The 26,925-nt window shown below is 74.9% G+C and carries 24 protein-coding genes and 5 tRNA genes; 14 read left to right on the top strand and 15 right to left on the bottom strand.

Translation table 11 applies throughout. The features are described from left to right. The first annotated feature begins 56 nt into the window (after positions 1-56). Positions 57-758, top strand: a complete 702-nt coding sequence (locus tag GA0074696_RS24510) for an ACT domain-containing protein (RefSeq protein ID WP_088963263.1) — start codon at positions 57-59, stop codon at positions 756-758. Positions 759-847: 89 nt separating this feature from the next. Further along, positions 848-1,945 (top strand): GNAT family N-acetyltransferase, encoded by a 1,098-nt coding sequence (locus GA0074696_RS24505; RefSeq protein WP_088963262.1) that lies wholly within the window; start codon positions 848-850, stop codon positions 1,943-1,945. A 272-nt stretch (positions 1,946-2,217) separates the two neighbouring features. Here the strand turns inward: GA0074696_RS24505 and GA0074696_RS24500 are convergent, their stop codons facing one another. The 3 genes from GA0074696_RS24500 to GA0074696_RS24490 form a co-directional block, all read right to left on the bottom strand. Continuing rightward, positions 2,218-2,622, bottom strand: a complete 405-nt coding sequence (locus tag GA0074696_RS24500; RefSeq protein ID WP_088963261.1) for a VOC family protein — start codon at positions 2,620-2,622, stop codon at positions 2,218-2,220. 20 nt (positions 2,623-2,642) lie between these two features. Continuing rightward, positions 2,643-4,208 carry an aldehyde dehydrogenase family protein gene (locus tag GA0074696_RS24495; RefSeq protein ID WP_088963260.1) on the bottom strand — a complete coding sequence of 522 codons (1,566 nt, stop codon included), beginning with the start codon at positions 4,206-4,208 and terminating at the stop codon, positions 2,643-2,645. A gap of 352 nt (positions 4,209-4,560) precedes the next feature. Continuing rightward, a complete protein-coding gene (locus GA0074696_RS24490; RefSeq protein WP_157746103.1) occupies positions 4,561-5,310 on the bottom strand; it encodes an LPXTG cell wall anchor domain-containing protein in 750 nt (249 codons plus the stop codon). Between the two features lie 319 nt (positions 5,311-5,629). Between GA0074696_RS24490 and GA0074696_RS24485 the strand changes: the two genes are divergently transcribed. After that, on the top strand, positions 5,630-6,685 hold the full coding sequence (locus GA0074696_RS24485; RefSeq protein ID WP_231925146.1) for a GlxA family transcriptional regulator: 1,056 nt from the start codon (positions 5,630-5,632) through the stop codon (positions 6,683-6,685). A 75-nt stretch (positions 6,686-6,760) separates the two neighbouring features. On the opposite strand, the gene GA0074696_RS24480 is transcribed toward GA0074696_RS24485, so the two are convergent. The 4 genes from GA0074696_RS24480 to bioB form a co-directional block, all read right to left on the bottom strand. Further along, positions 6,761-7,990 (bottom strand): YbfB/YjiJ family MFS transporter, encoded by a 1,230-nt coding sequence (locus GA0074696_RS24480; RefSeq protein ID WP_088963258.1) that lies wholly within the window; start codon positions 7,988-7,990, stop codon positions 6,761-6,763. Positions 7,991-8,131: 141 nt separating this feature from the next. Continuing rightward, positions 8,132-8,638: a GNAT family N-acetyltransferase gene (locus GA0074696_RS24475; RefSeq protein WP_088963257.1), complete on the bottom strand. Its 507-nt coding sequence runs from the start codon at positions 8,636-8,638 to the stop codon at positions 8,132-8,134. 4 nt (positions 8,639-8,642) lie between these two features. Beyond that, a complete protein-coding gene (gene bsaP / locus GA0074696_RS24470; RefSeq protein WP_331716510.1) occupies positions 8,643-8,858 on the bottom strand; it encodes a biotin synthase auxiliary protein BsaP in 216 nt (71 codons plus the stop codon). After that, positions 8,855-9,850 (bottom strand): biotin synthase BioB, encoded by a 996-nt coding sequence (bioB, locus tag GA0074696_RS24465; protein ID WP_088963256.1) that lies wholly within the window; start codon positions 9,848-9,850, stop codon positions 8,855-8,857. The genes bsaP and bioB overlap by 4 nt, the downstream gene beginning before the upstream one ends. Positions 9,851-10,062: 212 nt before the next feature. Here bioB and GA0074696_RS24460 point away from each other — a divergent pair, with 212 nt between their 5' ends. The 4 genes from GA0074696_RS24460 to GA0074696_RS24445 are packed head-to-tail and all read left to right on the top strand — an operon-like array spanning position 10,063 to position 14,167. Beyond that, positions 10,063-11,199 carry an 8-amino-7-oxononanoate synthase gene (locus tag GA0074696_RS24460; protein WP_088964779.1) on the top strand — a complete coding sequence of 379 codons (1,137 nt, stop codon included), beginning with the start codon at positions 10,063-10,065 and terminating at the stop codon, positions 11,197-11,199. Then, positions 11,196-11,921: a dethiobiotin synthase gene (gene bioD, locus GA0074696_RS24455; RefSeq protein WP_088963255.1), complete on the top strand. Its 726-nt coding sequence runs from the start codon at positions 11,196-11,198 to the stop codon at positions 11,919-11,921. The genes GA0074696_RS24460 and bioD overlap by 4 nt, the downstream gene beginning before the upstream one ends. Positions 11,922-11,975: 54 nt before the next feature. Further along, entirely contained in the window at positions 11,976-13,505 is a 1,530-nt protein-coding gene (locus GA0074696_RS24450) for a sensor histidine kinase (protein WP_231925145.1), read from the top strand. 47 nt (positions 13,506-13,552) lie between these two features. Further along, on the top strand, positions 13,553-14,167 hold the full coding sequence (locus GA0074696_RS24445; protein WP_088964777.1) for a response regulator: 615 nt from the start codon (positions 13,553-13,555) through the stop codon (positions 14,165-14,167). Positions 14,168-14,191: 24 nt separating this feature from the next. Here GA0074696_RS24445 and GA0074696_RS24440 read toward each other — a convergent pair whose 3' ends face one another. The 4 genes from GA0074696_RS24440 to GA0074696_RS24425 form a co-directional block, all read right to left on the bottom strand. Further along, positions 14,192-14,992 (bottom strand): ABC transporter permease subunit, encoded by an 801-nt coding sequence (locus GA0074696_RS24440; protein ID WP_231925144.1) that lies wholly within the window; start codon positions 14,990-14,992, stop codon positions 14,192-14,194. Next, positions 14,989-15,912, bottom strand: coding sequence for an ATP-binding cassette domain-containing protein (locus GA0074696_RS24435; RefSeq protein WP_088963254.1), 924 nt, complete (start codon positions 15,910-15,912; stop codon positions 14,989-14,991). The genes GA0074696_RS24440 and GA0074696_RS24435 overlap by 4 nt, the downstream gene beginning before the upstream one ends. A gap of 545 nt (positions 15,913-16,457) precedes the next feature. After that, positions 16,458-17,621 carry a cytochrome P450 gene (locus tag GA0074696_RS24430; protein ID WP_088963253.1) on the bottom strand — a complete coding sequence of 388 codons (1,164 nt, stop codon included), beginning with the start codon at positions 17,619-17,621 and terminating at the stop codon, positions 16,458-16,460. Between the two features lie 9 nt (positions 17,622-17,630). Next, positions 17,631-18,299 carry a class I SAM-dependent methyltransferase gene (locus GA0074696_RS24425; RefSeq protein ID WP_088963252.1) on the bottom strand — a complete coding sequence of 223 codons (669 nt, stop codon included), beginning with the start codon at positions 18,297-18,299 and terminating at the stop codon, positions 17,631-17,633. 182 nt (positions 18,300-18,481) lie between these two features. Here GA0074696_RS24425 and GA0074696_RS24420 point away from each other — a divergent pair, with 182 nt between their 5' ends. Beyond that, positions 18,482-19,318: a hypothetical protein gene (locus tag GA0074696_RS24420; RefSeq protein WP_231925143.1), complete on the top strand. Its 837-nt coding sequence runs from the start codon at positions 18,482-18,484 to the stop codon at positions 19,316-19,318. Positions 19,319-19,366: 48 nt separating this feature from the next. Here GA0074696_RS24420 and GA0074696_RS24415 read toward each other — a convergent pair whose 3' ends face one another. Then, a complete protein-coding gene (locus tag GA0074696_RS24415; protein ID WP_088963251.1) occupies positions 19,367-22,303 on the bottom strand; it encodes a M36 family metallopeptidase in 2,937 nt (978 codons plus the stop codon). A 221-nt stretch (positions 22,304-22,524) separates the two neighbouring features. On the opposite strand from GA0074696_RS24415, the gene GA0074696_RS24410 reads away from it, so the two are divergent. After that, positions 22,525-23,721, top strand: coding sequence for an alkane 1-monooxygenase (locus GA0074696_RS24410; RefSeq protein ID WP_088963250.1), 1,197 nt, complete (start codon positions 22,525-22,527; stop codon positions 23,719-23,721). A 220-nt stretch (positions 23,722-23,941) separates the two neighbouring features. Here the strand turns inward: GA0074696_RS24410 and GA0074696_RS24405 are convergent, their stop codons facing one another. Then, positions 23,942-24,523: a TIGR03086 family metal-binding protein gene (locus GA0074696_RS24405; protein ID WP_088963249.1), complete on the bottom strand. Its 582-nt coding sequence runs from the start codon at positions 24,521-24,523 to the stop codon at positions 23,942-23,944. A gap of 151 nt (positions 24,524-24,674) precedes the next feature. Beyond that, positions 24,675-25,277 carry a TetR/AcrR family transcriptional regulator gene (locus GA0074696_RS24400; protein ID WP_088963248.1) on the bottom strand — a complete coding sequence of 201 codons (603 nt, stop codon included), beginning with the start codon at positions 25,275-25,277 and terminating at the stop codon, positions 24,675-24,677. Positions 25,278-25,576: 299 nt separating this feature from the next. On the opposite strand from GA0074696_RS24400, the gene GA0074696_RS24395 reads away from it, so the two are divergent. From GA0074696_RS24395 to GA0074696_RS24385, 3 genes are all read left to right on the top strand, one after another. Next, positions 25,577-25,649 (top strand) — tRNA-Gly (locus GA0074696_RS24395). A gap of 34 nt (positions 25,650-25,683) precedes the next feature. After that, positions 25,684-25,754 (top strand) — tRNA-Cys (locus tag GA0074696_RS24390). Positions 25,755-25,766: 12 nt separating this feature from the next. Next, positions 25,767-25,838 (top strand) — tRNA-Val (locus tag GA0074696_RS24385). Positions 25,839-25,998: 160 nt separating this feature from the next. Here GA0074696_RS24385 and GA0074696_RS24380 read toward each other — a convergent pair. After that, positions 25,999-26,244 carry a DUF6458 family protein gene (locus GA0074696_RS24380; protein WP_088963247.1) on the bottom strand — a complete coding sequence of 82 codons (246 nt, stop codon included), beginning with the start codon at positions 26,242-26,244 and terminating at the stop codon, positions 25,999-26,001. A gap of 162 nt (positions 26,245-26,406) precedes the next feature. Here GA0074696_RS24380 and GA0074696_RS24375 point away from each other — a divergent pair. Next, positions 26,407-26,479 (top strand) — tRNA-Gly (locus GA0074696_RS24375). Positions 26,480-26,488: 9 nt separating this feature from the next. Then, positions 26,489-26,563 (top strand) — tRNA-Val (locus GA0074696_RS24370). The last annotated feature ends 362 nt before the right edge of the window (positions 26,564-26,925 follow it).

The following is a 26,925-nucleotide window of genomic DNA, read 5'->3' as shown; positions in this document are numbered from 1 at the left end:
GGCTGGTGCCCAGCCTGCCGGCCGCCACGGTCGGCCCGCCGAGCGGAGGGACAGACATGTTGCTGAGAGTTCGGGTGACCCTGCCGGACCGTCCCGGCACGCTCGGCCAGGTGGCCCGGACGCTCGGCGTCTCCGGCGCCGACATCGTCCAGGTGGTCGTCCTGGAACGGCTCGGCGGCCGGGCGGTGGACGACTTCACCGTGGTCTGGCCGGGCGCCGCCCGGGTGGAGCGGTTGCTGGCGGGTCTGGCCGCCATCCCCGGGGTACAGGTGGACGGGGTCTGGCGGGCGATCGGCGCGCCGACCACGACCGGCCAGGACGCCGAGCTGCTGGCCCAGGTCGCCGCGAACCCCGCCGACGGGGTGGCCACCCTGGTCGACGCGGTGCCCGGGCTGCTCGCCGCCGACTGGGCGGTGGCCGCGGTCGTCCCGATGGACTGGGCCTCGCGGGCCGGTGCGGGGACGGCGACGGTGGGGCACGCGAGTTGGCGGGCGCCCCAGCCGCCGCTGCTGCCCGAGGTGACCCCGCTGCGGGCGCGGGCGCTGACCGGCGCCGACGCCAGCCACTACGCGATCGCGCCGTTCGGCCGCAACGGCCTGGTGCTGGTGGTCGCGCGCGAGCACACCGAGCCGCTGACCGCGGCCGCCTTCCACTCCACCGAGGTGGACCGGCTGGCCCAGCTGGTCCGGGCCAGCGCGGTGATCCTCGGCGACCGGCTCGACCTGGTCGGGGCGCCCTCGGTGACCAGCGTCACCTGAGCGCGGGCAACGGTTCCCGGGGTGTCACCGCCGGGCAACGGCGTGGCAACAGCGACCCGGCAGTGTCTTAGGCGGGGAAGGGAGCGGACATGGCGCTGTGGCGGATTCGAGCAACCGTGGACGACCGGCCGGGCTACCTGTCGGTGCTCACGGCGAGTCTTGCGTTGCGGGGGGTCAACATCCTCACCGTGCAGGTGCACACCACCGAGGCCGGGGCGGTCGACGACTTCCTCGTCGACGCGCCGGACGCGGTGGGCGAGGCGGAGCTGGTGGCCGCCGTGGAACGGGGCCGGGGGCGGGACTGCTGGGTGGCGCGCAGCGAGGCGCGTGGCCTGGTGGATCAGCCGACAAGGGTGCTCGGGCTGGCCACCCGGCTGGTCCGGGACCCGGACGCGACCGGGGAGATGCTGCGCGCCCTGCTCGGCGCGGACGAGGTGACCTGGCGACCGGCGCGGGCCGTCCCGCACGGCGGTGTCGGCGCGGCGAGCATGCTGGTGGCCGACCCGTGCGGCGGGTCGTACGAGCTGCGCCGGAGGGCGCCCAGCTTCACGCCGGCGGAGTACGCCCGGGCGCAGGCGCTGGTCGAGCTGGCGGCCACCGCGGCCCGCCGCGAGGCCGACCGGGTGACCCTGGTGCTGCCCGACGGCGGGGAGGTGGTGGTTCGCCCGGCCACCGTCGACGACCTGGCCGGCGTGGTCCACCTGCACGAGGCGTCCTCGGCGCGCAGCCGCCAGCGCCGCTATCTCGGCGGGGGCGCGTTGCCGTCGCCGAGCCGGATGCGCCGGCTGCTGGAGCCGACCCGGGGGACCACGCTGGTGGCGACGACCGGCTCCGGTGCGGGGGAGTCCGTGGTGGCGATGGCCAACCTGCTCGGCGAGGGCGACGAGGCCGAGGCGGCCCTGCTGGTGCGCGACGACTGGCAGCACCGTGGCCTCGGGTCGGCGCTGTTGCGCCGGCTGCTCGGACAGGCCGGCCGGTCCGGGTACGCGGCCGTGGTGCTGCACGTCCAGGCGGAGAACACCCCGATGCTGCGCACCGTGCGCCGGCTCGGGCGGTCGACGCCGATCGAGCGGGACGGTGCGCTGCTCACCTTGACGGTGCCGCTGGCCGCCCGCCCCGAGGGGCCGGGGCGGCGTGCCCTGCCTCGGCAGGCGGACGCGACCACCCGGGGAGACCGGGCGGGCTGAGACGACGGTCGTGGCCGCGCCGGCCCGGGTACCAGCACCCGGCGGCGGCGCGGGCGACCCTCACCGGCGCCGGGTGGCGTACCACGTCGCCCGGCGTCAGCGGGCCGACCTCCGGTGCGGGGGACGGTGAATCGGCAGGGCCCCCGGTGCGGGGGCCCTGCCCATGTCCGGCGGTCGGCGGCGGCCCCGCCACGCCGAGCCGCAGAGGAACGCCGCCACGGCGAACCGCAGCGGGACCCGTCACGGCGAGCCGCGAAGGCTCGCCGTCCGGGTCAGCCGAAGAAGAACCCGGCGCGGCGGTGACCCGAGACGCAGAATCGGTTCCCCTCGGTGTCGGCGAGCACGACGTAGGGCAGCTGGCCCAGTTCCGGCTCGGCCGGGTAGTGCCGCCAGTCGACCCGTTGCGCCCCGAGCGCGACCAGCCGCGCCACCTCGTCGTCGAGGTCGCGGTCCCCCGCGTCCAGGTCGAGGTGGACGCGGGGGAACTCGGCCACCGGGCTGTCGCTGACGTCCATCGCGATCGCCGCGCCGGGGACCCCGGGTGGTGGCTCGACCACGATCCAGTCGTCGCCGTCGTGGCGCGGCGGCCGACGCACGTAGCCCAGGGCCGCGGCCCAGAACCGGCCGGCGCGGCGGTCGTCGGTCACGCCCAGCGAGATCTGCTCGATCCGTGCCATCGGCCGAGGTCAGCGCCGCCTCAGGTGGCCGGGTAGCTGCTGTAGTCCGGGAAGTTGCCGTAGAGCCGGTCGTCGCCGCCCTGGGTGACCGCCTGCACCAGCAGGTCGCCGCCGACGAAGGCGCCCTTCCAGGAGGCGCCCCGGCCGCCGAACGGCTCCTCCCGGTCGCCCCGGGAACGCGGCTTGTTGATGCCCACCTTGAACGCCTGGAGGTCCACCGCGAGCTTGCCGGCCAGCTCCTCGTCGTCGCAGGCGAGCGAGGCCACCAGCGCGCCGTTGGACGCGTTCATGGCGGCCAGCAGCTCGTCGGTGGTGTCCACCACGACGATGGTGTCGACCGGGCCGAAGGGCTCCGCGTGCATCAGCCGGGACCGGCCGGGCGGAGCGAGCAGCACCGCCGGCGCCACGTACGCCGAGGTGTCCTGCCCGTCGAGGAAGGGCGCGCCGTCGAGCTTGCCGCGGTGCAGCGGTACGGCGCCGCCGCGTACCGCCTCGTCGACCTTGCGGCGCAGTTCCTCGGCCTTGGCGGCGCTGATCAGCGGGCCGAAGTCCAGCTCGGGCAGCGGGTCGCCCACCGACCAATTCTCGTCCACCGCGAGCGGGTGTCCGAACCGGACGGAGCGCACCACCGGCAGGTACATGTCGAGGAACTCGTCGACCAGGTCACGCTGGACCACGAACCGGGGGTACGCGGTGCAGCGCTGCTTGCCGTACTCGAAGCCCTTCTTCAGGTGCGCGGCGAGCAGGTCCCACTGGGAGAAGTTCCAGACGCCCCAGGCGTTCAGGCCCTCCTGCTCGATGAAGTGCCGCTTGTCGGTGTCGAGCAGCGCGGCGGCCACCTTGCCGCCGTTGGACCGCCCGCCGACGAACGCGACGGCGCCGATCTCGGGCGCCCGGACGAGCACCTCGGAGAGTTCCTCACCGCTGCCGGAGAGCAGGGTGGCGGGGAGCCCGGCGCGGCGGATCAGGGCGTGCGCCACGGTCAGGCAGACCGCGCCGCCCTGCGACGGGGTCTTGGCGATCACCGCGTTGCCGGCGAGCAGCTGCACCAGCTCGGCATGGACCAGGACACTCATGGGGTAGTTCCAGGAGGCGATGTTGCTGACCGGGCCCGGGAGCGGCTGGCGGCCGTCGGCGAGCATCCGGTCGATCTCCTGGACATACCAGCGGACGCCGTCCAGCGCGCGGTCGACGTCGGCGCAGGCGAGCCGCCAGGGCTTGCCGATCTCCCAGACCAGCAGCATGGCCAGCAGGTCGCGGTGCGCGGTGAGGGCGTCCAGCGCCTCGGTGACCCGCGCCTTGCGCTCGGCGAGCGGGGTCGCCGCCCAGTCGCGGTGCGCGGTGGCGGCATGGGCGACCGCGGCGCGCGCGGTGTCGGCGTCCAACCGGGGCAGGTTGACCAGCACGGTGTTGTCGATCGGCGTGCGCACGGCGCTCGGCGTGCCGACCGCCTGCCACTGCCCGGAGACCAGGTTGTGCAGGGTGGTGACGCCGTCGACCTCGGGCCCGAAGGCCTCCGGTACGGCGGCCGCCGCGCGGGCGAGGGTGTCGGACCAGGCGGTACCGTCGGCGAGTCGTAGAGCCATCGCATTCTCCTCAGGGTCGACCGGGGGAGCGGCGGCGTCGACGGCACCGCTGGTGTCGCGTACTGTCCCGCGCCGGAAAGCGGCGCGGCAACAGTACGTTCGTATGCCGGAACGCGAGGCCCGCGCCGGACCGGTCCTGACGCGACCTTCCGGCCCGCGCAGCAGGGACTGACCTGCGGGTACGCGGACAACGCATTCACATGTCTCGATGATGTGATGAATCTCCGGGCGACGTCGACCGGGTTACCCGTGAGTACGACCATGCCTTCCGGAGGGTTCACACCGACGCCGGAAAGACGGAACCGGCCGCCGGACGGGTGTCCGACGGCCGGTGCTGTCCGCTCTGTAGGAATCAGCTGGTGAAGGTGATCCGGTCGCGCCGGCGCCGCAGCACGGTCAGCGCCACACCGCCGCCGATCAGGACGAGGCCGACCAGCGCCGTGCTGGTCGCTGCCACACCGGTGATCGGCAGGCTGCCGTCGTCGCCGGCGCCGCCACCGCCACCGGGCGCGCCCGGGCTGGTCGGGGTGCCGGGGTTGGTCGGGGACGTCGGCATCGGCGACGAGGGGGTGGGCGACGGCGAGGAGGTGCACGGCTGGAGCCAGAACACCTTGTGCTTGGCGTCCGAGGACTTGCCGTCGGTCAGGTCGACGTCGAGCTTGATGTGGTAGCCCTGGTTCGCGTTGGTCTTCAGGCCGGCCAGGTCCAGGTCGTCGGCGGAGAGCCGAATGACCTCGTCGTGGTCGTTCTCCGCGCCGGAGGCCGGGTCGTTGCTGATCAGCCGGTCCTTGACCGACCAGACGACCTTGTCGTTCGGCGCGCTGGACGGCGGCTGCGACCACAGCGTGATGTCCGCCCGCTGACCCTCGTCGAAGTTGAAGAACTCCAGCTCGAAGTCGCAGGTGACGTGCGGCTGGTTGTCGACCTCATCCTCGAAGGGAGCGCCGTCGATCTTGACCGTGCCGTTGTCGCCGTTGGGGTTGTGGCCGCCCGGTGCCGCCTGAAGGGCGGCGCTCGCCCAGGCCGGAGTGGCGAAGGCGAGACAGGCCGTGGCGGCGGCTGCGGTGAGGGCCGCGCGCACCACGTGCCGACGCTGTGGCATGAGGATTCCTCCGAGATTGGTAGCGGGGACGGCACATGATCCCACGGATGCTATCTCGGTGCGACATCGGACGATCGGCTTGAGCTGGGACGACGCGCCGGGGAGCGGTGGCAGAATGCGGCAGATCCCACTCCCGCTTCACGGCGTGTCGCCGTAACGCTCACCGGCCCACTGACGCTCCGCACCTTCGACCCAACCCAGGTTCCGGAGATCGTGGACAGTGGGCGTTGGGTGGGCGGCAACTTCTGAAGATCTCAAGCGGCAGCGGCTCCGGGGGAACTGGTCCGCGGGGCGGGAGGGGCTGGCTAGGCTCGACGGCGTGCGGGCCGCGGAACGCAGTGACACCGTGCTCTTCGTCGTCTACGACGGGGTACGGCTGCTCGACGTCACCGGGCCGCTGGAGGTCTTCACCGTCGCCAACGAGCACGGCGGGACGTACCGGCCGGTGGTCGCCTCCCCCGACGGCCGGGACGTGGTGAGCAGCGCCGGGCTCCGGCTCGGCGCCGACGTGGCGCTGCCGGAGGTGACCGGGCCGATCGGCACGCTGGTGGTGCCCGGCGCGCCGGACTGGCAGGCCACGGCCGCCGACCGTCCGCTGCTCGACCAGGTCCGCCGGCTGGCGGCCGGCTCGTCGCGTACCGCGTCGGTCTGTGCGGGGGCGTTCACCCTGGCCGCCGCCGGGCTCCTCGACGGGCGCCGGGTGACCACCCACTGGGACCTGGCCGACCAGCTCGCCGCGCACTTCCCGGCGGTCACCGTCGACGCCGACCCGATCTTCATCGCCGACGGGCGGGTGATCACCTCGGCCGGCATCACCGCCGGCATCGACCTGACCCTCGCCCTGGTCGAGGCGGATCTCGGCCCGGAGACGGCACGCACGGTGGCTCGCCAGCTCGTCGTCTTCATGCAGCGCCCCGGCGGGCAGTCCCAGTTCAGCGTCCGGGCCGCCACCCCGAGCACCCGGCACGACCTGCTGCGGCGGGTCCTGGACACCATCGCCGCCGACCCGGCGCAGCCGTACGACCTGCCGGGGCTGGCGGCCCTGGCCGGGGTCAGCCCGCGTCACCTGGGCCGGTTGTTCCGCACCGAGCTGGGCACCACGCCGGCCGGATACCTCGACCGGGTGCGGGTGGAGGCGGCCCAGGGGCTGCTGGAGCGCGGTGACGACACGCTCGACGTGGTGGCCCGCCGGGTCGGCTTCGGCTCGCCGGAGACGATGCGCCGGACGTTCCTGCGGGAGCTGGGCATCACCCCGGGCGCCTACCGGTCCCGCTTCCGCACCACCGGGATCGACGAGCACCAGTCACCGCCCGCCACCGCCACCGACGGGCGGGCCGTCCCCGACGCTGACGCGCCGGGGACGGCCCGCACCTGATCCGGTGAGTGCGGGGGCGGCCGCACCTGACCCGGTCAAAGCCGGAGCGGGCCCACGCCTGACCGGACCCCCGGCTCAGCGCCGGCCGGCCAGCGCCGGCTCGCCGGTGCCCGGCGCGGCAGCCGGGGCGGGATCGCGCTGACGCAACGCGACCAGGCCGGCGGCGGCGAGCAGCCCCACCGACAGCCAGAGCCCGACCTCCACCCCGCCGGAGTCGGCGAGCAGGCCCGACAGCAGCGGGCCGACCGCCTGGCCCACCGAGAAGGCCACCGTCAGCAGGGCGATGCCGGCGGTCCAGCCGTTCGCCGGCAGGGCCCGGCGGGCGAGGACCGTGGCCGCCGTCGGACCGGCCATGAAGGAGCTGCCGAAGACCACCGCCGACACCAGCGCCGCGGGCAGCCCGGCCGGCAGCAGCAGCACCGGCAGCACGCCGAGCAGCACCAGCAGGGAGACCAGCGCCGGCGCCCGGCCGCCCGCCAGCCGGCCGACCACCCGCCCCCACACGGTGAGGGTGGCGACCGCCGAGGCGAGACCCAGCACCACGAAGAACGTGGCGACGCCGGGGATGCCGAGGCCCCGGTCGCGCAGCAGCGCGATCACGAAGGTGAGGTAGCTCACGTAGCCGGCGCCGAAGAGCACGTACCAGCCGAACGTCGGGGCGAGCCGGGCCAGGTCCGCGCGGGGCAGCCCGGCCCGGGTGGCCCCGGTCACCGGCGCGACCCGCCGCACCGCGACCAGCGCCGGGCCGACCGCCAGCACCGCGACCACCCCCAGCAGCAGCCAGCCGGAACGCCAGCCGGCGTCCCCGGCCACGGTGAGCGCCGCCGGCACCAGCAGCCCCGAGAGCGCCACGCCGACGCCCACCCCGGCCATGTAGATCGCGACCATGAGTGCGCCCCGTCGCTGCCCGTCGCCGGTGGCGACCCGGGCGGCCAGCGCCGAGCCGAGGACGAAGGCGACCGCGGTGGTCAGGCCGCCGACGAACCGCAGCAGGTTCAACAGCGGGTAGTCGGCGGTGGTCGCGGTGAGCAGCAGGGCCAGCGCCCCCACCGCCAGGGTGCCGACGAAGGCGGCGCGGTCACCGAACCGGCGGGCCCAGAACACCGCCGTGCCGGCGCCGATGACGTAACCCGCGGCGTTCGCCGTGTTCAGGCCGCCGGCCTGGGCGTACGTCCAGTGCAGGTCGTCGCGCATGGCCGGCAGCAGCAGCGCGTACGCGAAGCGGGTGAAGCCGAGCGCGACGACCGGCCCGGCGGCCAGGCCCAGTGCGGTCAGCGGTTCCCGCCAGCGCGGGGATCGGGACATGGTTCCTCCTTGGTCGGCGGGCTCGTCGGCCCGCTGATCAGGTAGAACCGGGTGGGGTGGGTGGGCGATGGCCGGCGTTGTGGACAGCCGACCCTCGGATCGGGACATGCCGGGTCCCGACCCGGATGACCGGAATCTGGCTCAGTCGGCCAGTTCGTCGGCGAGCAGCTCCATCAGCAGCGCGTCGTGCCAGGTGCCGTCCTCGCCGCGCTCGTACCGGCGCATGATGCCGACCGGCCGGAAACCGACCTTCGCGTACGCCCGGATCGCGGCGGTGTTCGCCGCCGCCGGGTCGATGGTGAGCCGGTGGTGGCCGTGCGCGGCGACCAGGTGCCGGGCCAGGGTGCGGATCGCGTCCCCGCCCAGCCCCGAGCCGTGCACCGCCGGGTCGAGGTAGATGTCCAGCGCGGCGTGCCGGTAGTCCGGGTCCGGCTCGGCGTAGTACTGGACCAGGCCGACCACCCGCCCGTCGTGCTCGACGGCGTACGCGATCAGGTCGTCGTCGGCCAGCTCGGCGCGGACCGCCGCGGCCAGGTCGTCGCCGCCGCGCCACCACCTGCGCACCTCGGCGGTGGCCCGGATCGCCGCGAGGGCGGGCACGTCCGCGTCCGTCACCGGTCGCAGGATCACGCTCCGCCCCCGCAGCATCGCCTCAGCCCCGGATCTCGCCGTGCTCGACGCAGGTCGCCGACCAGCCGACCGGCAGCACCTGCACCTTCATCCGGCGGCGGCAGCGCGCGCAGTAGCGCGGCGGCTCCAGCGCCCGGGCCGCCGCGCACTCCGCGTGCGGACCGGCCGTGGCGTCCTGGCCGCAGCGGTCGCACCAGGTCACCGCCGGCTCCACAACGTCGGTCACGGTCGGCCTCACAGCGTGGCGGAGAGCGCCTTGACGGGCATCTTCAGGTCGTCGAGCAGCTGCAGGTCGGCGGTCGCCGGCCGGCCCAGCGTGGTCAGGTAGTTGCCGACGATCACCGCGTTGATGCCGCCCAGCAGGCCGTCCCGGGTGCCCAGGTCACCGAGGGTGATCTCGCGGCCGCCCGCGTACCGGAGGATGGTGCGCGGCATGGCCAGCCGGAACGCGGCGATGGCCCGCAGCGCGTCCTTGCCCTCCACCACCGGCCGGTCACCGAGCGGGGTGCCGGGGCGGGGGTTGAGGAAGTTCAGCGGCACCTCGTGCGGGTCCAGCTCGGCGAGCTGCGCGGCGAACTCGGCCCGCTGCTCCACCGTCTCGCCCAGGCCGAGGATGCCGCCGCAGCAGACCTCCATGCCGGAGTCGCGGACCATCCGCAGCGTCTCCCAGCGCTCCTCCCAGGAGTGGGTGGTGACCACGTTCGGGAAGTAGGAGCGGCAGGTCTCCAGGTTGTGGTTGTAGCGGTGCACGCCCATGTCGACCAGCTCGTCGACCTGCTCCTGGCTGAGCATGCCGAGCGATGCGGCGACCTGGATGTCGACCTCCGCCTTGATGGCGGCGACACCCTCGCGCATCTGCTTCATCAGCCGGGCGTCCGGGCCGCGCACGGCGGCCACGATGCAGAACTCCGTCGCCCCGGTCGCCGCGGTCTGCTTCGCCGCCTCGACCAGCGAGGGGATGTCCAGCCAGACCGACCGGACCGGCGAGGTGAACAGGCCGGACTGCGAGCAGAAGTGGCAGTCCTCCGGGCAGCCGCCGGTCTTCAACGACACGATGCCCTCGACCTCGACCTCCGGGCCGCACCAGCGCATCCGCACCTCGTGGGCGAGCTGGAGGGCGGCGGGCAGGTGCTCGTCGGGCAGGTTCAGCACGGCGAGGACTCCGGCCTCGTCGAGGCCGACGCCGTTCTCCAGCACCTGGATACGGGCCTGGTCGAGGATCTCTGGCATGGCTCGTACCCTACAAGGCCGCCCCGGGGCGGAAAAACGGCCGAGGTCGAGCGCTCGCCGAGCGTCACCGGCACCCCGGTGCGGCGGCCCCGCGCCACGCCGGTGCCGGCCGGGCGGGTGGTAATTTCGCCCGGCGGCGCGTTGCTCGCCGACGACCCCTCCGCGTCGGATGCCGGGGGAGGCGACCTGCGCGGCGGAGGGAGACGGTGACGGTGGCGGACTGGCTGGCGGCCCTGGAGCGCCGCGCCGAGCTGCGGGCCAAGGCGGGGCTCACCCGCACGCTGCGCCCGCGCGCCGCCGACGACGCCGTGGTCGACCTCGCCGGCAACGACTACCTCGGGCTGGCCACCCACCCGGAGGTCACCGCCGCCGCCGCACGGGCGCTGTCCGCGTACGGGCTGGGCGCCACCGGGTCGCGGCTGGTGCGCGGCTCCACCCACGCCCACCACGCGCTGGAGGACACCCTCGCCGAGTGGCTCGGCACCGACCGGGCGCTGGTCTTCTCCTCCGGCTACCTGGCCAACCTCGGCGCGGTCCGGGCCCTGGTGCAGCCCCGTACGTTGCTCGTCTCCGACGCCCACAACCACGCCTCGCTGATCGACGGCTGCCGGATCGCCGGCGCCGAGACGGTGGTGACCCCGCACGCCGACGTCGACGCGGTGGCCGCCGCGCTCGCCGCCGCCCCCGGCCGCCCGGCCGTGGTGGTGACCGAGTCGGTCTTCTCCGTCGACGGCGACCTCGCCCCGCTGGCCCGGCTGCACGCCGTCGCCCGGGCGCACGGCGCGCTGCTGCTGGTCGACGACGCGCACGCGCTCGGCGTCACCGGCCCGGGCGGCGCCGGCGGGGTGGCCGCCGCCGGCCTGGCCGGCCAGCCGGACGTGGTGGTCACCGCCACCCTGTCCAAGGCGCTCGGCGGGTCGGGCGGGGTGGTTGCCGGCCCGGCCGAGTTCGTCCGGCACCTGGTCGAGACCGGCCGCACGTTCATCTTCGACACCGCGCTGCCGCCGGCGGTGGCGGCCGGTGTGCGGGCCGCCGTGACGCTGGCCCGCGCCGGCGACGACCTGCGGGCGGAGCTGGCCGACCGGGCCGCGCTGGCGGTCCGCCGGCTCGGCGCGGCGGGGCTGACCGTCTCCGCGCCCGACGCGGCCGTGGTGTCGGTGACCGCGCCCGGCCCGGAGGCCGCCACCACGTGGGCCGCCGACTGCCGCGACCGTGGCGTCGCGGTCGGCTGCTTCCGGCCGCCCTCCACCCCGGACAGCCGCTCCCGGCTGCGGCTCACCATCTCCGCCGGGGTACCGCGGGCGGAGTTCGAACGGGCCCTGGAGGTCATCGTGGAGTGTGCCCCATGACCGAACCGTGGGAGGGTCCGGTGCTGGTGACCGGCACCGACACCGAGGTGGGCAAGACGGTGGTGACCGCCGCGGTCGCGGCAGCCGCGCAGGCCGCCGGCCTGCGGGTCGCCGTGGTCAAGCCCGGCCAGACGGGTACGGCCACCGGCGAGCCCGGCGACATCGACTCGGTGACCCGGCTGGCCGCCCCGCTGACCGGGCGGACCCTGGCCAGCTACCCGGACCCGCTCGCCCCGCTCGCCGCGGCCCGCGTCGCCGAGCTGGAGCCGCTGGAGCTCTACACCGCCGTCGACGCCATCCGCGAGGAGATCGACAAGCACGACCTGGTGCTCATCGAGGGGGCCGGCGGGCTGCTCGTACCGATGGGGTTGCGCCCCTCCGGGGAGCCGTGGACCGTCGCGGACCTCGCGGTCTCCCTCGGCGCCCCCGCCGTGGTGGTTGCCCGGGCCGGCCTCGGCACGCTCAACCACACCGCGCTGACCCTGGAGGCGCTGGAGCGGCGGGCCGTCCCGGCCGGCGTGGTGATCGGCGCCTGGCCGGCCCAGCCGGAGCTGGTGCACTGGGCCAACCTCACCGACCTGGTGCCCAACCTGCTCGGCGCGCTGCCGGACGGCGCCGGGGCGATGGACCCGGGCGTCTTCCGCCGCTCCGCCCCCGGCTGGCTCACCCCCGCCCTCTACGGCGTGCTGGACGACTGGCGCGCCTGGGCCGAGGACAGCTGACCACCTGACCTTCGTCGGTGCCCGGGCCCGCCGGGCGTCGGTAGCCTGGCCGACGTGCGCGAACGCGAGATCTGGCGCCGGGTGGACCGCCGGGTGGCCGGCGACGTGGCGCTCTGGGCCGGGCTCGCCGCCCCGGTGGCGTACGCCCGGCTGACCCCGCCCTACGAGCCGTACGTCGTACCCCTGCTGGTCGGCTCGGTGCTGCTGCTGGCCGCGGCGGTGGTGGTGGGCCGGCGGCTGCCGGCGGTGGCCGTGCTGCTGGTGCTGCTCGGCTCGGTGGTGGACGGCAACTTCGTCTTCGCCCTGCTGGTGTTCAGCTACCTGGCCGGGCGGCGCGGGGAACGGGCGGCCCCCGCCGGGGTGCTCTTCGCCGTGGTGGCGGCCGCTGGCACGCTGCTGCACCTGGTGCTGCTGGACACCGGCATGGCGACCTGGTTCCTGCTCAGCTGCGTACTGCTGGGCGCCGGGGTGTTCCCCTGGCTGGTGGGCCGCTACCGGCGGCAGCAGCAGGCGCTGGTGCTGGCCGGCTGGGAGCACGCCGAGGCGGTGCAACGGGAGCAGCGGGGCGCCGCCGAGCGGATCCGGCTGCGGGAACGGGCCCGGATCGCCCAGGAGATGCACGACACCCTCGGCCACGAGTTGAGCCTGATCGCGCTGCGCGCCGCCGCCCTGGAGGTCGCCGGGGACCTGGACCCGCGCCACCGGGCGGCGGCCGGCGAGCTGCGGGCCAGCGTGGCGGGGGCCACCGAGCGGCTGCACCGGATCATCGGGGTGCTCCGCGAGGCGGACGTGCCGGCCAGCACCCACCCGGCCGGGGAGAGCGTCGCCGACCTGGTCGACGGCGCGCGTGAGGCGGGCATGACGGTCCGCCTGGACCACCCGCCGGACGCCGCCGACCTGCCGGAGCTGACCGCGCACACCGCGCACCGGGTGGTCCGCGAGGCGCTGACCAACGCCGCCCGGTACGCCGCCGGCGCCCCGGTCACCGTCACCCTCACCGGCCTCGGCGACCGGGCCGAGGTGCGGGTGGTCAACGCGCCGTCGCCGGCCGGCCCGCTGCCCGGGCCGGCGTCGCACGGCTCCGGCCTGCTGGCGCTCCGCGAACGGGTACGGCTGGCCGGCGGCGTCCTCGACGCCGGCCCGACCGACGACGGGGGCTTCGCCGTGGCGGCCCGGCTGCCGGTGGCGAACGCCGCCCCGCGCCCCGATCCCGGGGACGGGGGACGGGCCGGGGAGCCCGTGCGGCTGCGCGACGCCCGGCGCGGGGTGCGGCGCAGCCTGCTCGCCGCGCTCGCCGCGCCGCCGGCCGTCGCGCTGCTGCTGTCGCTGGTCTACTACCCGGTCGTCACCACCGGCGCGGTGCTGGACGGCTCGGCGTTCGACCGGATGCGGATCGGCACGCCCCGCTCCGAGCTGTCCGGGCTGCCCCGCCGCCAGGTCGAGCCGCCGCCCGACGCGCCGGCCGCGACCGCCGGCGTGACCTGCGAGTACTACACCGACGGCAACTTCCCGCTCGCCCAGCCGACCTGGCGGCTCTGCTTCGCCGACGGCCGCCTGACCAGCAAGGGACGGACCACGACGTGACCGCTGACGACGTACCGGTGACGGTGCTGCTCGCCGACGACGAGGCGATGGTCCGGGCCGGGGTGCGAGCCATCCTCGCCGCCGACCCCGGCATCGAGGTGGTGGCCGAGGCCGGCGACGGCCGAACCGCGGTGGAGCTGACCCGCGCGCACCGGCCCCGGGTCGCGCTGCTGGACATCCGGATGCCGAAGCTGGACGGGCTCGCCGCCGCCGCCGAGATCCGCCGGCTGGTGCCGGCGACGGCCACCGTCATGCTCACCACGTTCGGCGAGGACGAGTACGTGGCCCGGGCGCTCGGGCACGGCGCCAGCGGCTTCCTGCTCAAGGCCGGTGATCCCCGGGAACTGCTCGCCGGGGTGCGGGCCGTGGCCGAGGGCGGGGCGTACCTGTCGCCGCGGGTGGCCCGCCGGGTGATCGAACTCAACGGCGACCGGATGGCCCGGGTGCCGGCGGCCCGGGACCGTACGGCCGGGCTGACCGACCGGGAGCGGGAGGTGCTCGGCCTGGTCGGGGCGGGGCTGTCCAACGCGGAGATCGCCCGCCGGCTCTTCCTCACCGAGGGCACCGTGAAGGGTTACCTGACCAGCATCTTCACCCGGCTGGACGTGCGCAACCGGGTGCAGGCGGCGATCATCGCGTACGAGGCGGGGCTGGCCGGCTGACCGGCCCGCCCCGCCCCGTCCCGCTCAGGCGTCGCGGCGGCGCAGCGCGGCCCGGCCGACCGCCAGCGCCCCGCCGGCCCAGCCGGCCAGCAGCACCAGACCCACCACCGGCGGGTACGGGTCGGTGTCCCCGACCAGGAAGTGCCCGCCGGCCACCCCCGGGAACGCGTCGGAGATCCGGGTGAGCACGGCGATGTCCGGCTCCCGCAACGACAGCGGCACGATCATCAGGACGGCGAAGAGCACGGTGAGGGTGAGCACCGAGTTGCGCAGCGCCGCCCCCAGACCGAGGGCCAGCACCCCCACCAGCGCCAGGTACGTCGCTGTCGCCAGCACGTCGCCGAGCGTCCCGGCCAGCGGCGCCCGCCCCCACTCGCCGAGCAGGGGCCGGGCCGCGAGCACCCCGACCAGGCCGAGCAGCAGCCCGAAGGCGAACGTCACCGCGCCGGCCACCACCGCCTTGGCCAGCAGCATCCGGCCCCGCGACGGGGTGCCCTGGAGGGTGGTGCGGATGGTGCCGGTGGCGTACTCGCTGGTGATGGCGAGCAGGCCGAGCGCCAGCACCGCGTACTGGGTGAGGTCCAGCGCGCCGACCAGCACGCTGCCGACGGTGACCACGCCCCGGTCGTCGGCGGGGTCGTCGTTGGTGTTGGCGTTGGCCGCGTAGATCGCCAGTTGGGCTGAGGTGGCGGCCATCAGCAGCACCCCGGCCAGCAGGGTCCACCAGGTGGCCCGCACCGACCAGAGCCGGGTCCACTCGGCGGCCACCGCGCCGGCGAGACCCCCGCCCCGGGCGGCCGGGCGGGCGGAGGAGAGGGGAATCACCGGGCACCTCCCGCGGCGTACTCGACCGCGTCGCCGGTCAGCCGCATGAACGCCTGTTCCAGCGTGACGGCCACCCGGCTCAGCTCGTGCAGCGGCACCCTCAGCTCGTACGCCAGGTCGCCGACCCGGTCGACGGTGGCCCCGGAGACGGCCAGGTCGCGCGGGCCCTCGGCCGTGACCGCGTACCCCTCGGCGGTGAGCCGTCCGGCCAGCGCGGCCAGCCCCTCCGGGTGTGGCCCGCGGACCCGCACGGCGGCGGTGGCGCCCGTGGCGAGCACCTCCGCGACGGGCGCGTCGGCGATCAGCCGGCCCTTGCCGATCACCACCAGGTGGGCGGCGGTCTGCTCCATCTCGCTCATCAGGTGGCTGGAGAGCAGCACGGTCCGTCCCTCGGCGGCGAGGCCGGCGGTGAGCTGCCTGATCCAGCGCACCCCGTCCGGGTCGAGCCCGTTGACCGGTTCGTCGAACATCAGCACCGGCGGGTCGCCGAGCAGCGCCGCGGCGATGCCGAGCCGCTGCGCCATGCCGAGCGACAGGGTCCGTCCCGGCTTGGCGGCGGCCCGGTCGTCCAGGCCGGCCACGGCGAGCACCTCGTCGACCCGCCGGGCCGGGATGCCGTTGCTGCGGGCCAGCGCCAGCAGGTGCGCCCGGCCCGCCCGCGCCGGGTGGATCGCCCGGGCGTCGAGCAGCGCCCCCACCTCCCGCAGCGGATGGCGCAGCTCCCGGTACGCCCGCCCGGCAACCAGGGCCCGGCCGGCGGTGGGCCGGTCCAGGCCGAGCACCATCCGCATGGTGGTGGACTTGCCCGCGCCGTTGGGGCCGAGGAACCCGGTGACCCGCCCGGGTGCGATGTCGACGGTCAGGTCGTCGACGGCCGTCACCGCCCCGAACCGCTTCGTCAACCCACGTAGTGTGATCATGCGTTGACGGTAGGAACCGACGGGCCGGCGCCGCCGCTGCCGATCGGCGTCCGCCGGACCCGACCTTCGTCAGGTACTCCGGCCGTTTCCGCCGTGCGCCCGCCCGGTCGGGTCGCCGTCGCGGGGTCCGCCGTCCCGACCCGCCGTGCCGGTCGCCCGCCCGGTCGCCCGCCGTGCGTCCGCCCGGTCGGGTCGCTGTCGCCGGGCGGTCCGGCGTTCCGTCGACCATGGTGCTCATGCGCTGTCGAGCTGATGTCACGGACGACTCATGTGCCGGGCGTGGCAGCGTGAATCGTTTGCGACATCAGCTCGACAGGACGCGGGGGAGGTGGTGTGGGCCCGGCCATGAGCGCGGCACCGGACCCGAGTCGTCCGGCTGGCCGACGGGGGGCGACCCGGTCCGCCGGCCGCGACACCGCCCCGGAGGGACATGGGACGTGGTGCCGACCTTGCACGAGCGCGGCACCGGACCCGAGTCGACCGCCGGGGGCCGGCGCGGCCAACCCGTCAGCCGGCTGCGATGCCGGATCGGCGGACGTCGAAGGTCAGGGCCGGCGGACCACGAACGCGTCCGGCATCCGGAAGGTCAGGTTGTCCGGGCACCAGGGCGGGCGGACCACGGTCACCCCGTCGAGCAGCGAGCCCGCCTCGGCCACCACCACCGCCGCCTCCATCCGGGCCAGCTGCGCGCCGACGCAGCGGTGCGCACCCGCCCCGAAGGCCAGGTGTCGGCGTGACCCGCGCTGCCCGGGCCGGAACGCCTCCGGCGCGGCCACCACCTCCGGGTCGCGTCCGGCGCGGGCCAGCCAGAGCACCACGCTGGTGCCCGCCGCCACCGCCGTCCCGCCCAGCGTGGTGTCCACCGCCGCCACCCGCCGCCAGGTCACGATCGGCGGTTCCAGCCGCAGCCCTTCCTCCACCACGTCGGCGACCGCCACCGTGCCGGCGCGCAGCCCGGCGCGTACCTCGGGCTCGGCGGTGAGCCGGTGCAGCAGCAGGGTGAGGAACTGCGAGGTGGTCTCCTGGCCGGCCACCAGCAGGAAGAACAGCGCGCCGACCACCACGTCGGCGGAGTGCCCGTCGGCGCGCAGCGCGGCGACCAGCCCGCCCCCGGTGGCGGCGAAGTCACGCAGCACGGTGTGGAACCGGCCCACCTCGGCGGCGAGGGCGAGCTGACGGTCGGCGTCCAGCGGCGCCCAGAACAACTCCAGCGCGGCCCGGGCGAAGTCCTTCACCGCGCCGACCGGGGCGTCCGGCAGCTCGACGAGCCGGGCCAGCACCAGCAGCGGGAGGTCGGCGGCGAGTTCGGCGTACAGGTCCACCGGTTCGCCCGCGTCGAGTGCGCCGGCCAGCCCGGTCACCCGCCGCCGGACCAGCCCGGCCAGCCAGGGCTGCTGCGCGGCCACCCGGGTCGGGTGCAGCGCCTCCGCCACGATCCCCCGGATCGCCGGATGGCTGGGGGTGGAGTTGTTCGCCAGCGTCGGCGGCAGCCGGAACCGGTGCCCGGCGAGCACCCGCAACGCGACCACCGGGACCGGGGTCACCGCGTCCAGGGCGTTGTCGGGCCGCCAGGTGTCCGGGTCGGCGAGGACCTGCCGCACCAGCGCGTGCCGGGTGACCACCAGGTGGTCCACGCCGACGTGGTCGGCGACGGCGGCCACGTCCGGCCACCGCCCGTCGACGGACTCCCCCCAGCCCCGGAACAGCACGCCGACACGCTAGCGGGCGGCCCCCGGCGGGGACGGGTCCAGTTCCCAGACGGTGGTGCGCTTCACCCGTACGCTCTCCAGCGCCTCCGGCACCGGCACGTCGTAGGCGGCCAGCTCGTGGAACCGCTCGCGGGGCAGGAAGGCCCGCCCCGGGTCGCCGACCAGCACCCGGGCGCCGGAGCGGGCGGCCCGCAGCAGGAAGCGCAGCACCCGCCGGGCCATCGCCTCGCTGTAGAAGACGTCCCCGGCGAGCACCACCTCGGCGTCCCCGGCGTCGCCGTCGAGGATGTCGCCGAACTCGGCGTCGACGCGTACCCCGTTGGCCTCGGCGTTGAGCGCGACGGCGGCCACCGCCCGCACGTCGACCTCGACGGCGCGGACGGCGGTCGCGCCGGCCCGGGCGGCGGCGATGGCGACCAGGCCGGAGCCCGACGCCAGGTCCAGCACCCGGCGGCCGGCCACCAGCTCCGGATGGTCGGTGACGTAGCGGGCCAGCGCCTGGCCACCGGCCCAGGCGAAGGCCCAGAACGGCGGCGGCTGGGAGCTGCGGAACTCGCCCTCGGTCAGCTCCCAGAGCCCGATCGGCTCGTCGGCCTGGTGCAGCCGCACCTCCGGGACGAAGGCCACCGGGGCGAGGCGGGCGTGCAGCCGGACGAAGGCCGCGGAGAGATCGGACACCCGGGGATTGTCCCTCGGGGCGGTTCCCGGGCGTGTCGCGGGTGGGGCGTGACCGGTTCACCACCCAGCGTGATAACCCGACCTGTACTTCACGGTTCGTGCGAACACGCCCGTCTACCGGCTTCCCGACCCCCCTCATAGCGTTGCCAGGTGGATGCGACCGACGAAAGGGCGAGGCGGTGGTGACGGTGTGGCGAAACGCGCTGCGGGCCGGGGCGGTGCTGGCCTGCCTGTCCGTGGTGGGGCTGGCCGCGCCCGCGCCGGCCTCGGCGGCGGCCGGCTTCGCCACCGAGCTGAGTGGCCTGCCGGACGAGTTCAGCGGCGATCAGGTGAGCACCCTCTCCGCGGTGGTGTCGCGCAACGACGGCGGCCGGTGCGTGAAGGTTCGCTGGTCGATGGTGCTCAGCGTGCGCGGCCTGCGGCTGGACCAGGTGAAGATGGACCGGGTGGAGGACTCGGGCAGCTTCCCGTTGCAGATCCAGACCGAGGGGGACATCGCCCGGCTCACCGACCGTCAGCTCGACCCGGGCACGCTCTGCCCGGACCGGACGGTCACCGCCCGCTACCGGGTGGCCTTCGCCGAGGACGTCACCCGGGGACGGGTCACGCTGGCCGCCGAGGCGTACGACGCCGACCTGCGGCTGCTCGCCCGGCAGAGTGCCACCCGCGACGTGGTCGGCCTGCTCGCCGCCGAGGCGTCCGCCACGCCGGAGCCGAGCGGCTCGGCCGTGGCCGTCGACCCGACCGAGCCCGTCGACGCGTCCGCCGAACCGACCGAGGAGGCGGTGGCGCAGGTGCCACCGGCCGCCGGGCGTCCGGTGGCCGGTGCCACCCGAGGGGGATTCGGCCTGGTGCAGGCCGCCTTCCTCCTCGGCGGGCTGCTGCTCTTCCTCGGCGCCGGACTGCTGCTCAAGTTGCGGCAGCTGACCCGCGTGTCACGGGGCGGCGGGACGGACCTCGGCGGGCCGGCCTACGAACGGGCCCGTCGGACCGGGCGCTGGGCGGCGGCGCGCCGCTGATCGGGGGCCGCCGGGGCCGGGGGCGACGCCACCCGACCCCGGCGGGGTTCACTTCGAGAACACCTGGAACTCGGCGATCCGGACCTGGTCGCGCGCCGGGCTGGCGGTCGCGCAGTCGGTGCTGCTGGCCGGGTCGTCGTCCTGCTCACCGGCGTACGCCGGGCCGCCGGTGCACTGGCTGGCCAGCACCTCCAGCCGCACGTGGGTGGCGAGCGTGGTCGGCACCGGGAACGACCGCAGGTTGATGTCCCGCGTGTACGCCCGGTACTTCCCACCCGGGAACGCGTCGCCGGCGCTGGTGTAGATCCGCTCCCAGCGCGCCGGGTCGGCGCAGTCGGTGGTGGTCGCGTTGCAGGTGAGCACGGCGAAGGAACGCAGCGCGGTCAACGCGTTCTGCCCGCCCGCGTCGGGGTCCCCGGCGATCGCCGGACGCAGCATGGCGCTGACGTTGACCCGCTTGACCACCTGCGGGGCGCCGCCGGGCAGCGCCACCGTGACGCCCCGGCCGGCCACCCCGGTCAGCGACGCCCAGTTGGTGCTCTCGGTGTCGTCGCCGATCCGCTCCAGGTTCACCCCGTCGCCGGTGATGACCGCGCCGGAGGTGGTGGACGCCAGGTTGCGGCTCAGCCGCAGGTCGACGTACCCCTCCTCGCCGGCGCGGGCGACGACGCTGAGCCGCTGGTGCCCGAAGCCGGGCGCCACCGCCAGCAGCTGGTGCGTGCCGGCGACCGCCTCGAAGGTGTCCGGCAGGGCGGTGGCCGGGTCGGTGTCGGCGATCGGGGTGGCCCGGGCCTCGTAGTCGCCCACGTACAGCCGGATCGGCGCCTCGGCGCTGTCCCCCTTCGGCCGCAGGGTGAGCGTGGCGTTGTCGCCGTACGGGCTGGCGAAGCTCGGCGTCGGGTCGGTGTCGGTGGCGCCGTTGGTGGCGGCGTCCCGGCCCATCCCGGAGCGGGCGAACTCGGCCCAGATCAGCTGCTGGTTGGCCCCGCCGAAGCGGAGCCGGTCGGCGGTGAGCAGGTTGTCCCGCATGTCGAGCATGCTGACCTGGCTGGCCGCCTGGAGCAGGAACGAGTCGAAGACCAGCTGCGCCCAGCGCCGGTTGCCCGGGCAGCTGTCCGCGGCGACCTTCCCCTGCGCGCAGTCGAGCTGCCGCTGCGGGGTGCCCGACCCGTACCGCTTCACCAGGGCGGAGCGGATCCGGTAGTTGGTGGCGCTCCAGATCTCCCCGTCGGCGTGCACCGCCGGGCCGGCGGTGTTGTAGCCGACGTCGGAGTAGTTGAGCGGGCTGCGGCTGAAGTCGTAGTTGCGGATGCCGCTGATCAGGTTGCCGGTCACGTACCCGCCGGTGACGAAGGGCGTCTGGCCGGGGGCGCGCAGACCGTGCTCGTAGAGGTACTCGGCGGCGAGCAGGTCGCTCCACGACTCACCCATCGCGCCGCCCTGCAGGCCGCCGATGCCGCTGTCCGGACCGGCGATCATGCGGTTGGTGATCGCGTGCGTGTACTCGTGCCCGATCACCGTCATGTCGTAGTCGCCGTCCACGCACGGCGGGTACGGCCCGCCGGCCTGCGGCTGCCACAGGTACATGTTGGTGGTGGGCGGCAGGCCGTCGCGCGGCGTGCCCTGGTTGGCGTTGTTCCGGTTGCCGGACAGCGCGCCCTGCTGGGCGCGGCCCTGCTCGGCGTCGCCGCCGAGGCCGGCGCCGCTCACGTTGACCGCCTGGAGGTTCCAGGTGGCCTCGGTGAAGCCGAGGTGCCAGGCCCAGTCGTGCATCCGGTTGTGCATGGCGAAGAGGTTGGCGATGGCGGCGTCGGTGTCGTTGCGCTGCGCGGAGGTGAACACCGCCGGGTTGCAGCGGGCCTGGTGCCACTGGTCGGTGAACGGGTACTCGTAGCGGCGCTTGGGGCTGGCGGTGGCCGGCAACAGCGGGCTGCCCGCACCCCAGGAGACCACCGTGTTGGCGGAGTTGCCGCGCGAGGTGCCGGTCGGCGTGCCGGTGGCCGCGTCGACGTCCCAGGCGTTGCCGGTGGCCGGGTCGCGGAAGGCGGCGGCGCAACCCGGAGCGGGGTCGCCGCACCAGCGCACCCGGGGGTCCTGCCCGGGGGCGAGGTCCTGCGGCGGGGTGGCCGGGTAGACCGCCCAGCTCGGGTTCTCCGAGTCGAAGTCGACGAGGTCCTCGCGGACCAGCACCGCACCGGTGATGCCGTCGACGTAGGTGGTGAAGGCGGCCGGGTGGTCGCTGTCCGCGCCGATCAGGGTCACCTCGTACGCGGCCCGGGTGCCGTCGAGCGGGGTGGGCACCGCGACCGGGCGGACCCGGTGGCTGGCCACCCGGGCGGCGTCCAGACCGGCGTCGGCGAGCGCGGCGGTGTACGCCTGCTCGCCGGTGAGGGTGGCGGGGACGGGCGCGGTGGCGTCCCGGGCGAGCGAGGAGCTGACCGAGATGACGGCGCCGTCGGCGACCGCCACGGTGACCAGCCCGTCGTGGCCGGCGGGCAGGTCGCCGAAGCGCTGCCGCAGGGTGACCACCGCGCCGTCGCCGATCGGCCGGACCAGCAGCCGGTCCATCGCGGCGATCGAGGCGGCGTCGAGGCCGAACAGGTCGCGGTTGTCGGTGAGGTAGCGCCGGGCGGCCGCCTCCGGGTCGGCGGGCAGGCCGGTGGCGAGCGGCGTCCGGGTGGGGCCGAGCGCGTGCGGGGTGCCGAGCCGGTTCCACCGCACGTCGGCGTCGACCCGTCGGGCGAGGCCGCGCTGCCGGGCGTCGGGCGCGGCCGTACCGGTGCGGTTGTCGAGGTCGGCGGCCTGGTGGCTCTCGTCGGCGAACGAGCCGGAGCGGCCCGGTGTCGCGGTCGCGGCGTCGCCCGGCGCGGCGGCGGCGGTGGCGCCGCCGGGCAGCAGGGCGGCGACCACGGCGGCGGTCGCCAGTACGGGGACGAGCCGGCGTCGGGGCCGGCTCGTCGGAAGTGTCCACTCCGGTCTGGGCACGGGACCTCCTCGTGGGAGCGGGGGCCGACGCTGCGCCGGCCTGGTGCAGGCGCGGTTACGCATGCGCATCTGTGAATACCAGGCAGATCGGGCGAGGGCAAGGTCATCGGTGACGGTGGGTGCCGTGACGATCACCCTGATCGCTTTACAAAAACTTGCCTCTTGTAAAAATGAATGACCGGTGCCACAGTCAGGACAGTCCGCGAGATCGGAGGTCGGCGATGGCCATCAGCCCGGACGCGACGGTTCCTCCCGTCGCCTGGCGCGACACCCGCAAGCCGCTCTGGCCGTTGGCCCTGCTCGTCCCGGTGCTGCCCTTCCTGGGCTGGCTGGGTTGGCGGGGCAGTGGCGACGCCTGGGCCTGGTGGCTCACCCCGGCGGTGGTCTTCGGGCTCATCCCGGTGGTGGACCTGCTGATCGGCGACGACCGGCGCAACCCGCCCGACGAGGCGGTGCCCCGGCTGTCCGCCGACGGCTACTACCGCTGGCTCACCTACCTCTACCTGCCCACCCAGTACGCCGCCCTGGTGCTCTGCTGCGCCGTCTGGGCGCGCGGCGACCTGTCCTGGGCGGCTGCGGCCGGGCTGGTCGCCACCGTCGGAGTGGTCAACGGTATCGCCATCAACACCGCCCACGAACTGGGCCACAAGCGGGAGACCGCGGAGCGCTGGCTCTCCAAGGTCGCCCTCGCGCCGACCGGCTACGGGCACTTCTACGTGGAGCACAACCGGGGCCACCACACCCGGGTCGCCACCCCGGAGGACCCGGCCAGCTCACGGCTGGGGGAGAGCTTCTGGGCGTTCTGGCCGCGTACCGTCTGGGGCAGCCTGCGGTCGGCCTGGCGGCTGGAGACCAGCCGGTTCCGGCTCCGGGGCCGCAGCCCGTGGACGTGGCGCAACGACATCCTCAACGCCTGGGCGATGACGCTGGTGCTCCACGCCGCCCTGATGCTCGCCTTCGGCCCCGGCGTACTGGTGTTCCTGCTGCTCCAAGCGGTGGTCGGCTTCAGCCTGCTCGAGGTGGTCAACTACCTGGAGCACTACGGGCTGGCCCGGCAGCGCACCGCCGCCGGCCGCTACGAGAAGGTCGACCCCCGGCACAGCTGGAACAGCGACCGCACGGTCACCAACGTCTTCCTCTTCCAGCTCCAGCGGCACAGCGACCACCACGCCAACCCGCTGCGCCGCTACCAGACGCTGCGCAGCTTCGACACCTCGCCGCAACTGCCGGCCGGCTACGCCACCATGATTGTCGCCGCCCTGGTGCCCCCGCTCTGGCGGCGGGTGATGGACCACCGGGTGCTCGCCCACTACGGCGGCGACCTCGACCTGGCCAACGTCCACCCGCCGGCCCGGCGCCGGCTGCGGGAGCGCCAGCGCCGCCGCCCCGTGGCCCCCGGACAGGGGTACGCCGACTGACCCCGTTGACCGCGCCGGTCGGACGCCGGACCCCCCTCGGGCGTCCGGCCGGCGCACCCCTCGACCCCGCTCGGCGCTCAGCTCCCGCCCGGCCAGCCGGCCCCGGTCGCGGTCGTTCCGGTCCGACGCCCTCGCGGGTTTCCGACAGTCCTCCCGGCCCTTGCGGGCGGCCGCCTCGCCAACCCCGGCCGTCGAAGTGACGCCGGCCGGTCCGTCGTGGTCAGGCCGGCGGTGTCCAGTCCGGGTCGCGGCCGAAGGCGGCGATCAGCCGGTCCTGCGCGTCGGCGCCGGCCCGCACGTCGAGCCCGGGCCGGACCAGGTCACCGCTGCGATAGTCGGCGACCCGGGCCTCGAACCACCGGGTGCAGGCGGCGACCAGGTCGCCGTCCAGGCGCGGGTCCGCCCCGATCGCCACCGCCAGGTCCCATCCGTGTACGAGGTGCTCGGCGACGAGCTGGTTCAGGTATTCACCCGCCGGCGTCTCCCCGGCGGTGAGGTGCACCGTGGTGTCGAGGGCACCCGGATGGCTGGCCGCCACCTCGGCCTGGGACGCCACCTGCCGGACTGCCCCGACCGGGTCGTCGCCGAGTTGGTCCCCCTCGAACCGGTCGCCGATCTCCTCGACGGTTCGGCCGGCGAGCAGCGGCCCGGTCCACCGGTCCTCGGTGACCACGTGGTTGACCAGCGCGCGAACGTCCCAGTCGGGGCAGGGCGTCGGGTCCGACCACTGCCCGGGCGCGACCTGCTCGACCCGGTCGACGAACTCGGCCAGGCTCCGTCGGTACGTCTCCAGCAGGTCCATGCCGCCGATTGTCGCGGCTGTCCGTGGCGGTCCGGGCGGTTTTGCCCGGTCGTCCGGCCGTCGGGCGGTCGGTGCCGGGCCGCCGCCTCGGTGCCTGCGCCCCCGGACTGGTGTCCGCGACTCCGGGTCGGTCCCGGGCGAGGTGGAGCGGTCAGTCGAGCCGGGCGGGGTCGAGGCCCAGTTCCCGGGCGGTGATCAGCCGGATCCAGTCGGCGAACTGCCGCCGGGAGATCACCCGCTCGTGCACCGCGAGCTGGACGGCCAGCCCGTCCATCACCGCGTTGATCCGCCAGGCGGCGGCCATCGGGTCGGCGCAGACGAAGGTGCCGTCGGTCACCCCGTCGGCGATCACCGCGGCGAGGTCCTGCCGCCACCGCAGGTCGAGCCGGCGGGAGACCCGCTCCACCTCCGGGCTGCGCAGCGACTCGGCCCAGCCGTCGATCCACATGGACCAGGAGATCGACCGCCCGGGCGGGGTGTAGAGGCGCAGCAGCTTGCGCAGCTTGGTCAGCGGTGGGGCGGAGGAGCGGACCACCGCGTCCAGCCGGGCCAGGTCCTGCTCCACCGCGTACGCGAAGGCCTGCGCCAGCAGGCGCTCCTTGGTGGCGAAGTGGTAGAAGACGAGCGCCTGGCTGACCCCGGCGGCCTGCGCCACGTCGGCCGTCCGGGTGTTGGCGAGTCCGCGCTCGACGATCACGTCGCAGGCTGTACGCAGCAGGGAATCCAGGCGGACATCGGCGGCACGTCTCGTCACGCGGTTACGTTAACCCATCGATATGAGCACAGCGCGTTACCGAGCCGGTCGGCCGGGCGTGCCACAGTCGGAACCCGGACAGCTCTTCTCCGGCGCGTCGCGTCGCCCCGACCTGGCCCTTCGGCTGACCTCCCGCAATCCCTTCGACCATCCCACCCAGTCTCCTAGGAAGCTCTAGGGGGAGTTCCCGGATTCTCGCCCCGGAACCCGCCAGGGACGCGCCGACAGCACCCCCGAGTTGGCAACTCTTCCGAGCCTCGGCTAAAGTTCTCATCCGTCACCGGGAACGCCGGAGACATGCGGACGTAGCGCAGCTGGTAGCGCATCACCTTGCCAAGGTGAGGGTCGCGGGTTCGAATCCCGTCGTCCGCTCGGAGCTGCCGCCACGCATGACGGGGGCAACCTCGGTGGGGTGGCCGAGAGGCGAGGCAACGGCCTGCAAAGCCGTGTACGCGGGTTCAAATCCCGTCCCCACCTCGGTATTAGCACGGGCGATTGGCGCAGTGGGAGCGCGCTTCCTTGACACGGAAGAGGTCACTGGTTCAAACCCAGTATCGCCCACAGAATGATCAGGCTGGTCACCGGAACCTTCGGTGGCCAGCCTTTTCGTTTCCGCGCCCTCCTGGGCTCTGCATGCGGAAGCGCCGGCCACCCGTGGGCGACCGGCGCCTCCTCGTGCGCCCGCGACCGATCAACCCCGTCGGCCGGGTAGTGATGGGCCCTACAGCGGCGGAGCGACGTCCCGGCGCTCCTCCACCCGCCGGTACTCGACCGGCTCCGGCTCGGTGGTGGTGACCACCTGGCGGCGGCGACCCCAGACCAGCGCGGTCATGACGAGACCGAGCACGCCGGCCGCCATCAGGATCCAACCGACCACGTCCAGGTTGACGCCGCCGACGCTCGCGTCCAGGGCGAAGGTCAGGATCGCGCCGGCGGCGAGCAGGAAAATACTCGTTCCGATACCCACGACAGCCTCCTTCAGGGGGATGCGGTGTGCTGTCGAGGTGAATCAGTACCCCATGAGTGACCAGCGCAATCACCGGCGGTGGAGCGGGCGGGTGGGGCGGCGGAGCCGGCGATCTTGCCGTCGGGTAGAGTTCAACCCGTCGCCGGGGAGACCGGGCGGCACGCGGACGTAGCGCAGCTGGTAGCGCATCACCTTGCCAAGGTGAGGGTCGCGGGTTCGAATCCCGTCGTCCGCTCTCGACCACGGGCGATTGGCGCAGTGGGAGCGCGCTTCCTTGACACGGAAGAGGTCACTGGTTCAAACCCAGTATCGCCCACCAGGCATTTGCCCGACGTACGGAGCCCCGGCTGATGAGCCGGGGCTTCTGTCGTTCTTTCGCTTTGCCGTTGCCGTTGCCGCTTTCCGATGACCGCGCGGGGGTCTCTCTGTCGGTCCCCGGGTTGCGGTGGTCGGTGGTGGGGGTGTGGCCCGCCGTGTCCGGCTCCGGGCGGTCAGGCTTGATCCCTGCGCCGGGCACGGCGGGCCACACCCCCGCCGTGGGCACCCTCCGTCCGGGCCCTCACGGCCACACACCCTCGCCACGCGCCGTTGCCTTTCGCGCCGCGCCAGCGACGGGTGGAACGTCATGGGTGTCTGCGGCCATCGGACACACCCATGGTGTTCCACTCAGTCGGCGGACGG

Origin of the sequence: Micromonospora purpureochromogenes (assembly GCF_900091515.1) — a bacterium.
GTDB classification, from domain to species: domain Bacteria; phylum Actinomycetota; class Actinomycetes; order Mycobacteriales; family Micromonosporaceae; genus Micromonospora; species Micromonospora purpureochromogenes.
Note: the sequence above shows the minus strand (reverse complement) of the source record. Positions and strands in the feature narration are given on the sequence as shown.

Coding starts and splice junctions, on each gene's coding strand:
- GA0074696_RS24510 (WP_088963263.1), top strand. CDS start 57: ATGTTGCTGAGAGTTCGGGTGACCCTGCCGGACCGTCCCGGCACGCTC.
- GA0074696_RS24505 (WP_088963262.1), top strand. CDS start 848: ATGGCGCTGTGGCGGATTCGAGCAACCGTGGACGACCGGCCGGGCTAC.
- GA0074696_RS24500 (WP_088963261.1), bottom strand. CDS start 2,622: ATGGCACGGATCGAGCAGATCTCGCTGGGCGTGACCGACGACCGCCGC.
- GA0074696_RS24495 (WP_088963260.1), bottom strand. CDS start 4,208: ATGGCTCTACGACTCGCCGACGGTACCGCCTGGTCCGACACCCTCGCC.
- GA0074696_RS24490 (WP_157746103.1), bottom strand. CDS start 5,310: ATGCCACAGCGTCGGCACGTGGTGCGCGCGGCCCTCACCGCAGCCGCC.
- GA0074696_RS24480 (WP_088963258.1), bottom strand. CDS start 7,990: ATGTCCCGATCCCCGCGCTGGCGGGAACCGCTGACCGCACTGGGCCTG.
- GA0074696_RS24475 (WP_088963257.1), bottom strand. CDS start 8,638: ATGCTGCGGGGGCGGAGCGTGATCCTGCGACCGGTGACGGACGCGGAC.
- bioB (WP_088963256.1), bottom strand. CDS start 9,850: ATGCCAGAGATCCTCGACCAGGCCCGTATCCAGGTGCTGGAGAACGGC.
- bioD (WP_088963255.1), top strand. CDS start 11,196: ATGACCGAACCGTGGGAGGGTCCGGTGCTGGTGACCGGCACCGACACC.
- GA0074696_RS24445 (WP_088964777.1), top strand. CDS start 13,553: ATGGTCCGGGCCGGGGTGCGAGCCATCCTCGCCGCCGACCCCGGCATC.
- GA0074696_RS24435 (WP_088963254.1), bottom strand. CDS start 15,912: ATGATCACACTACGTGGGTTGACGAAGCGGTTCGGGGCGGTGACGGCC.
- GA0074696_RS24410 (WP_088963250.1), top strand. CDS start 22,525: ATGGCCATCAGCCCGGACGCGACGGTTCCTCCCGTCGCCTGGCGCGAC.
- GA0074696_RS24405 (WP_088963249.1), bottom strand. CDS start 24,523: ATGGACCTGCTGGAGACGTACCGACGGAGCCTGGCCGAGTTCGTCGAC.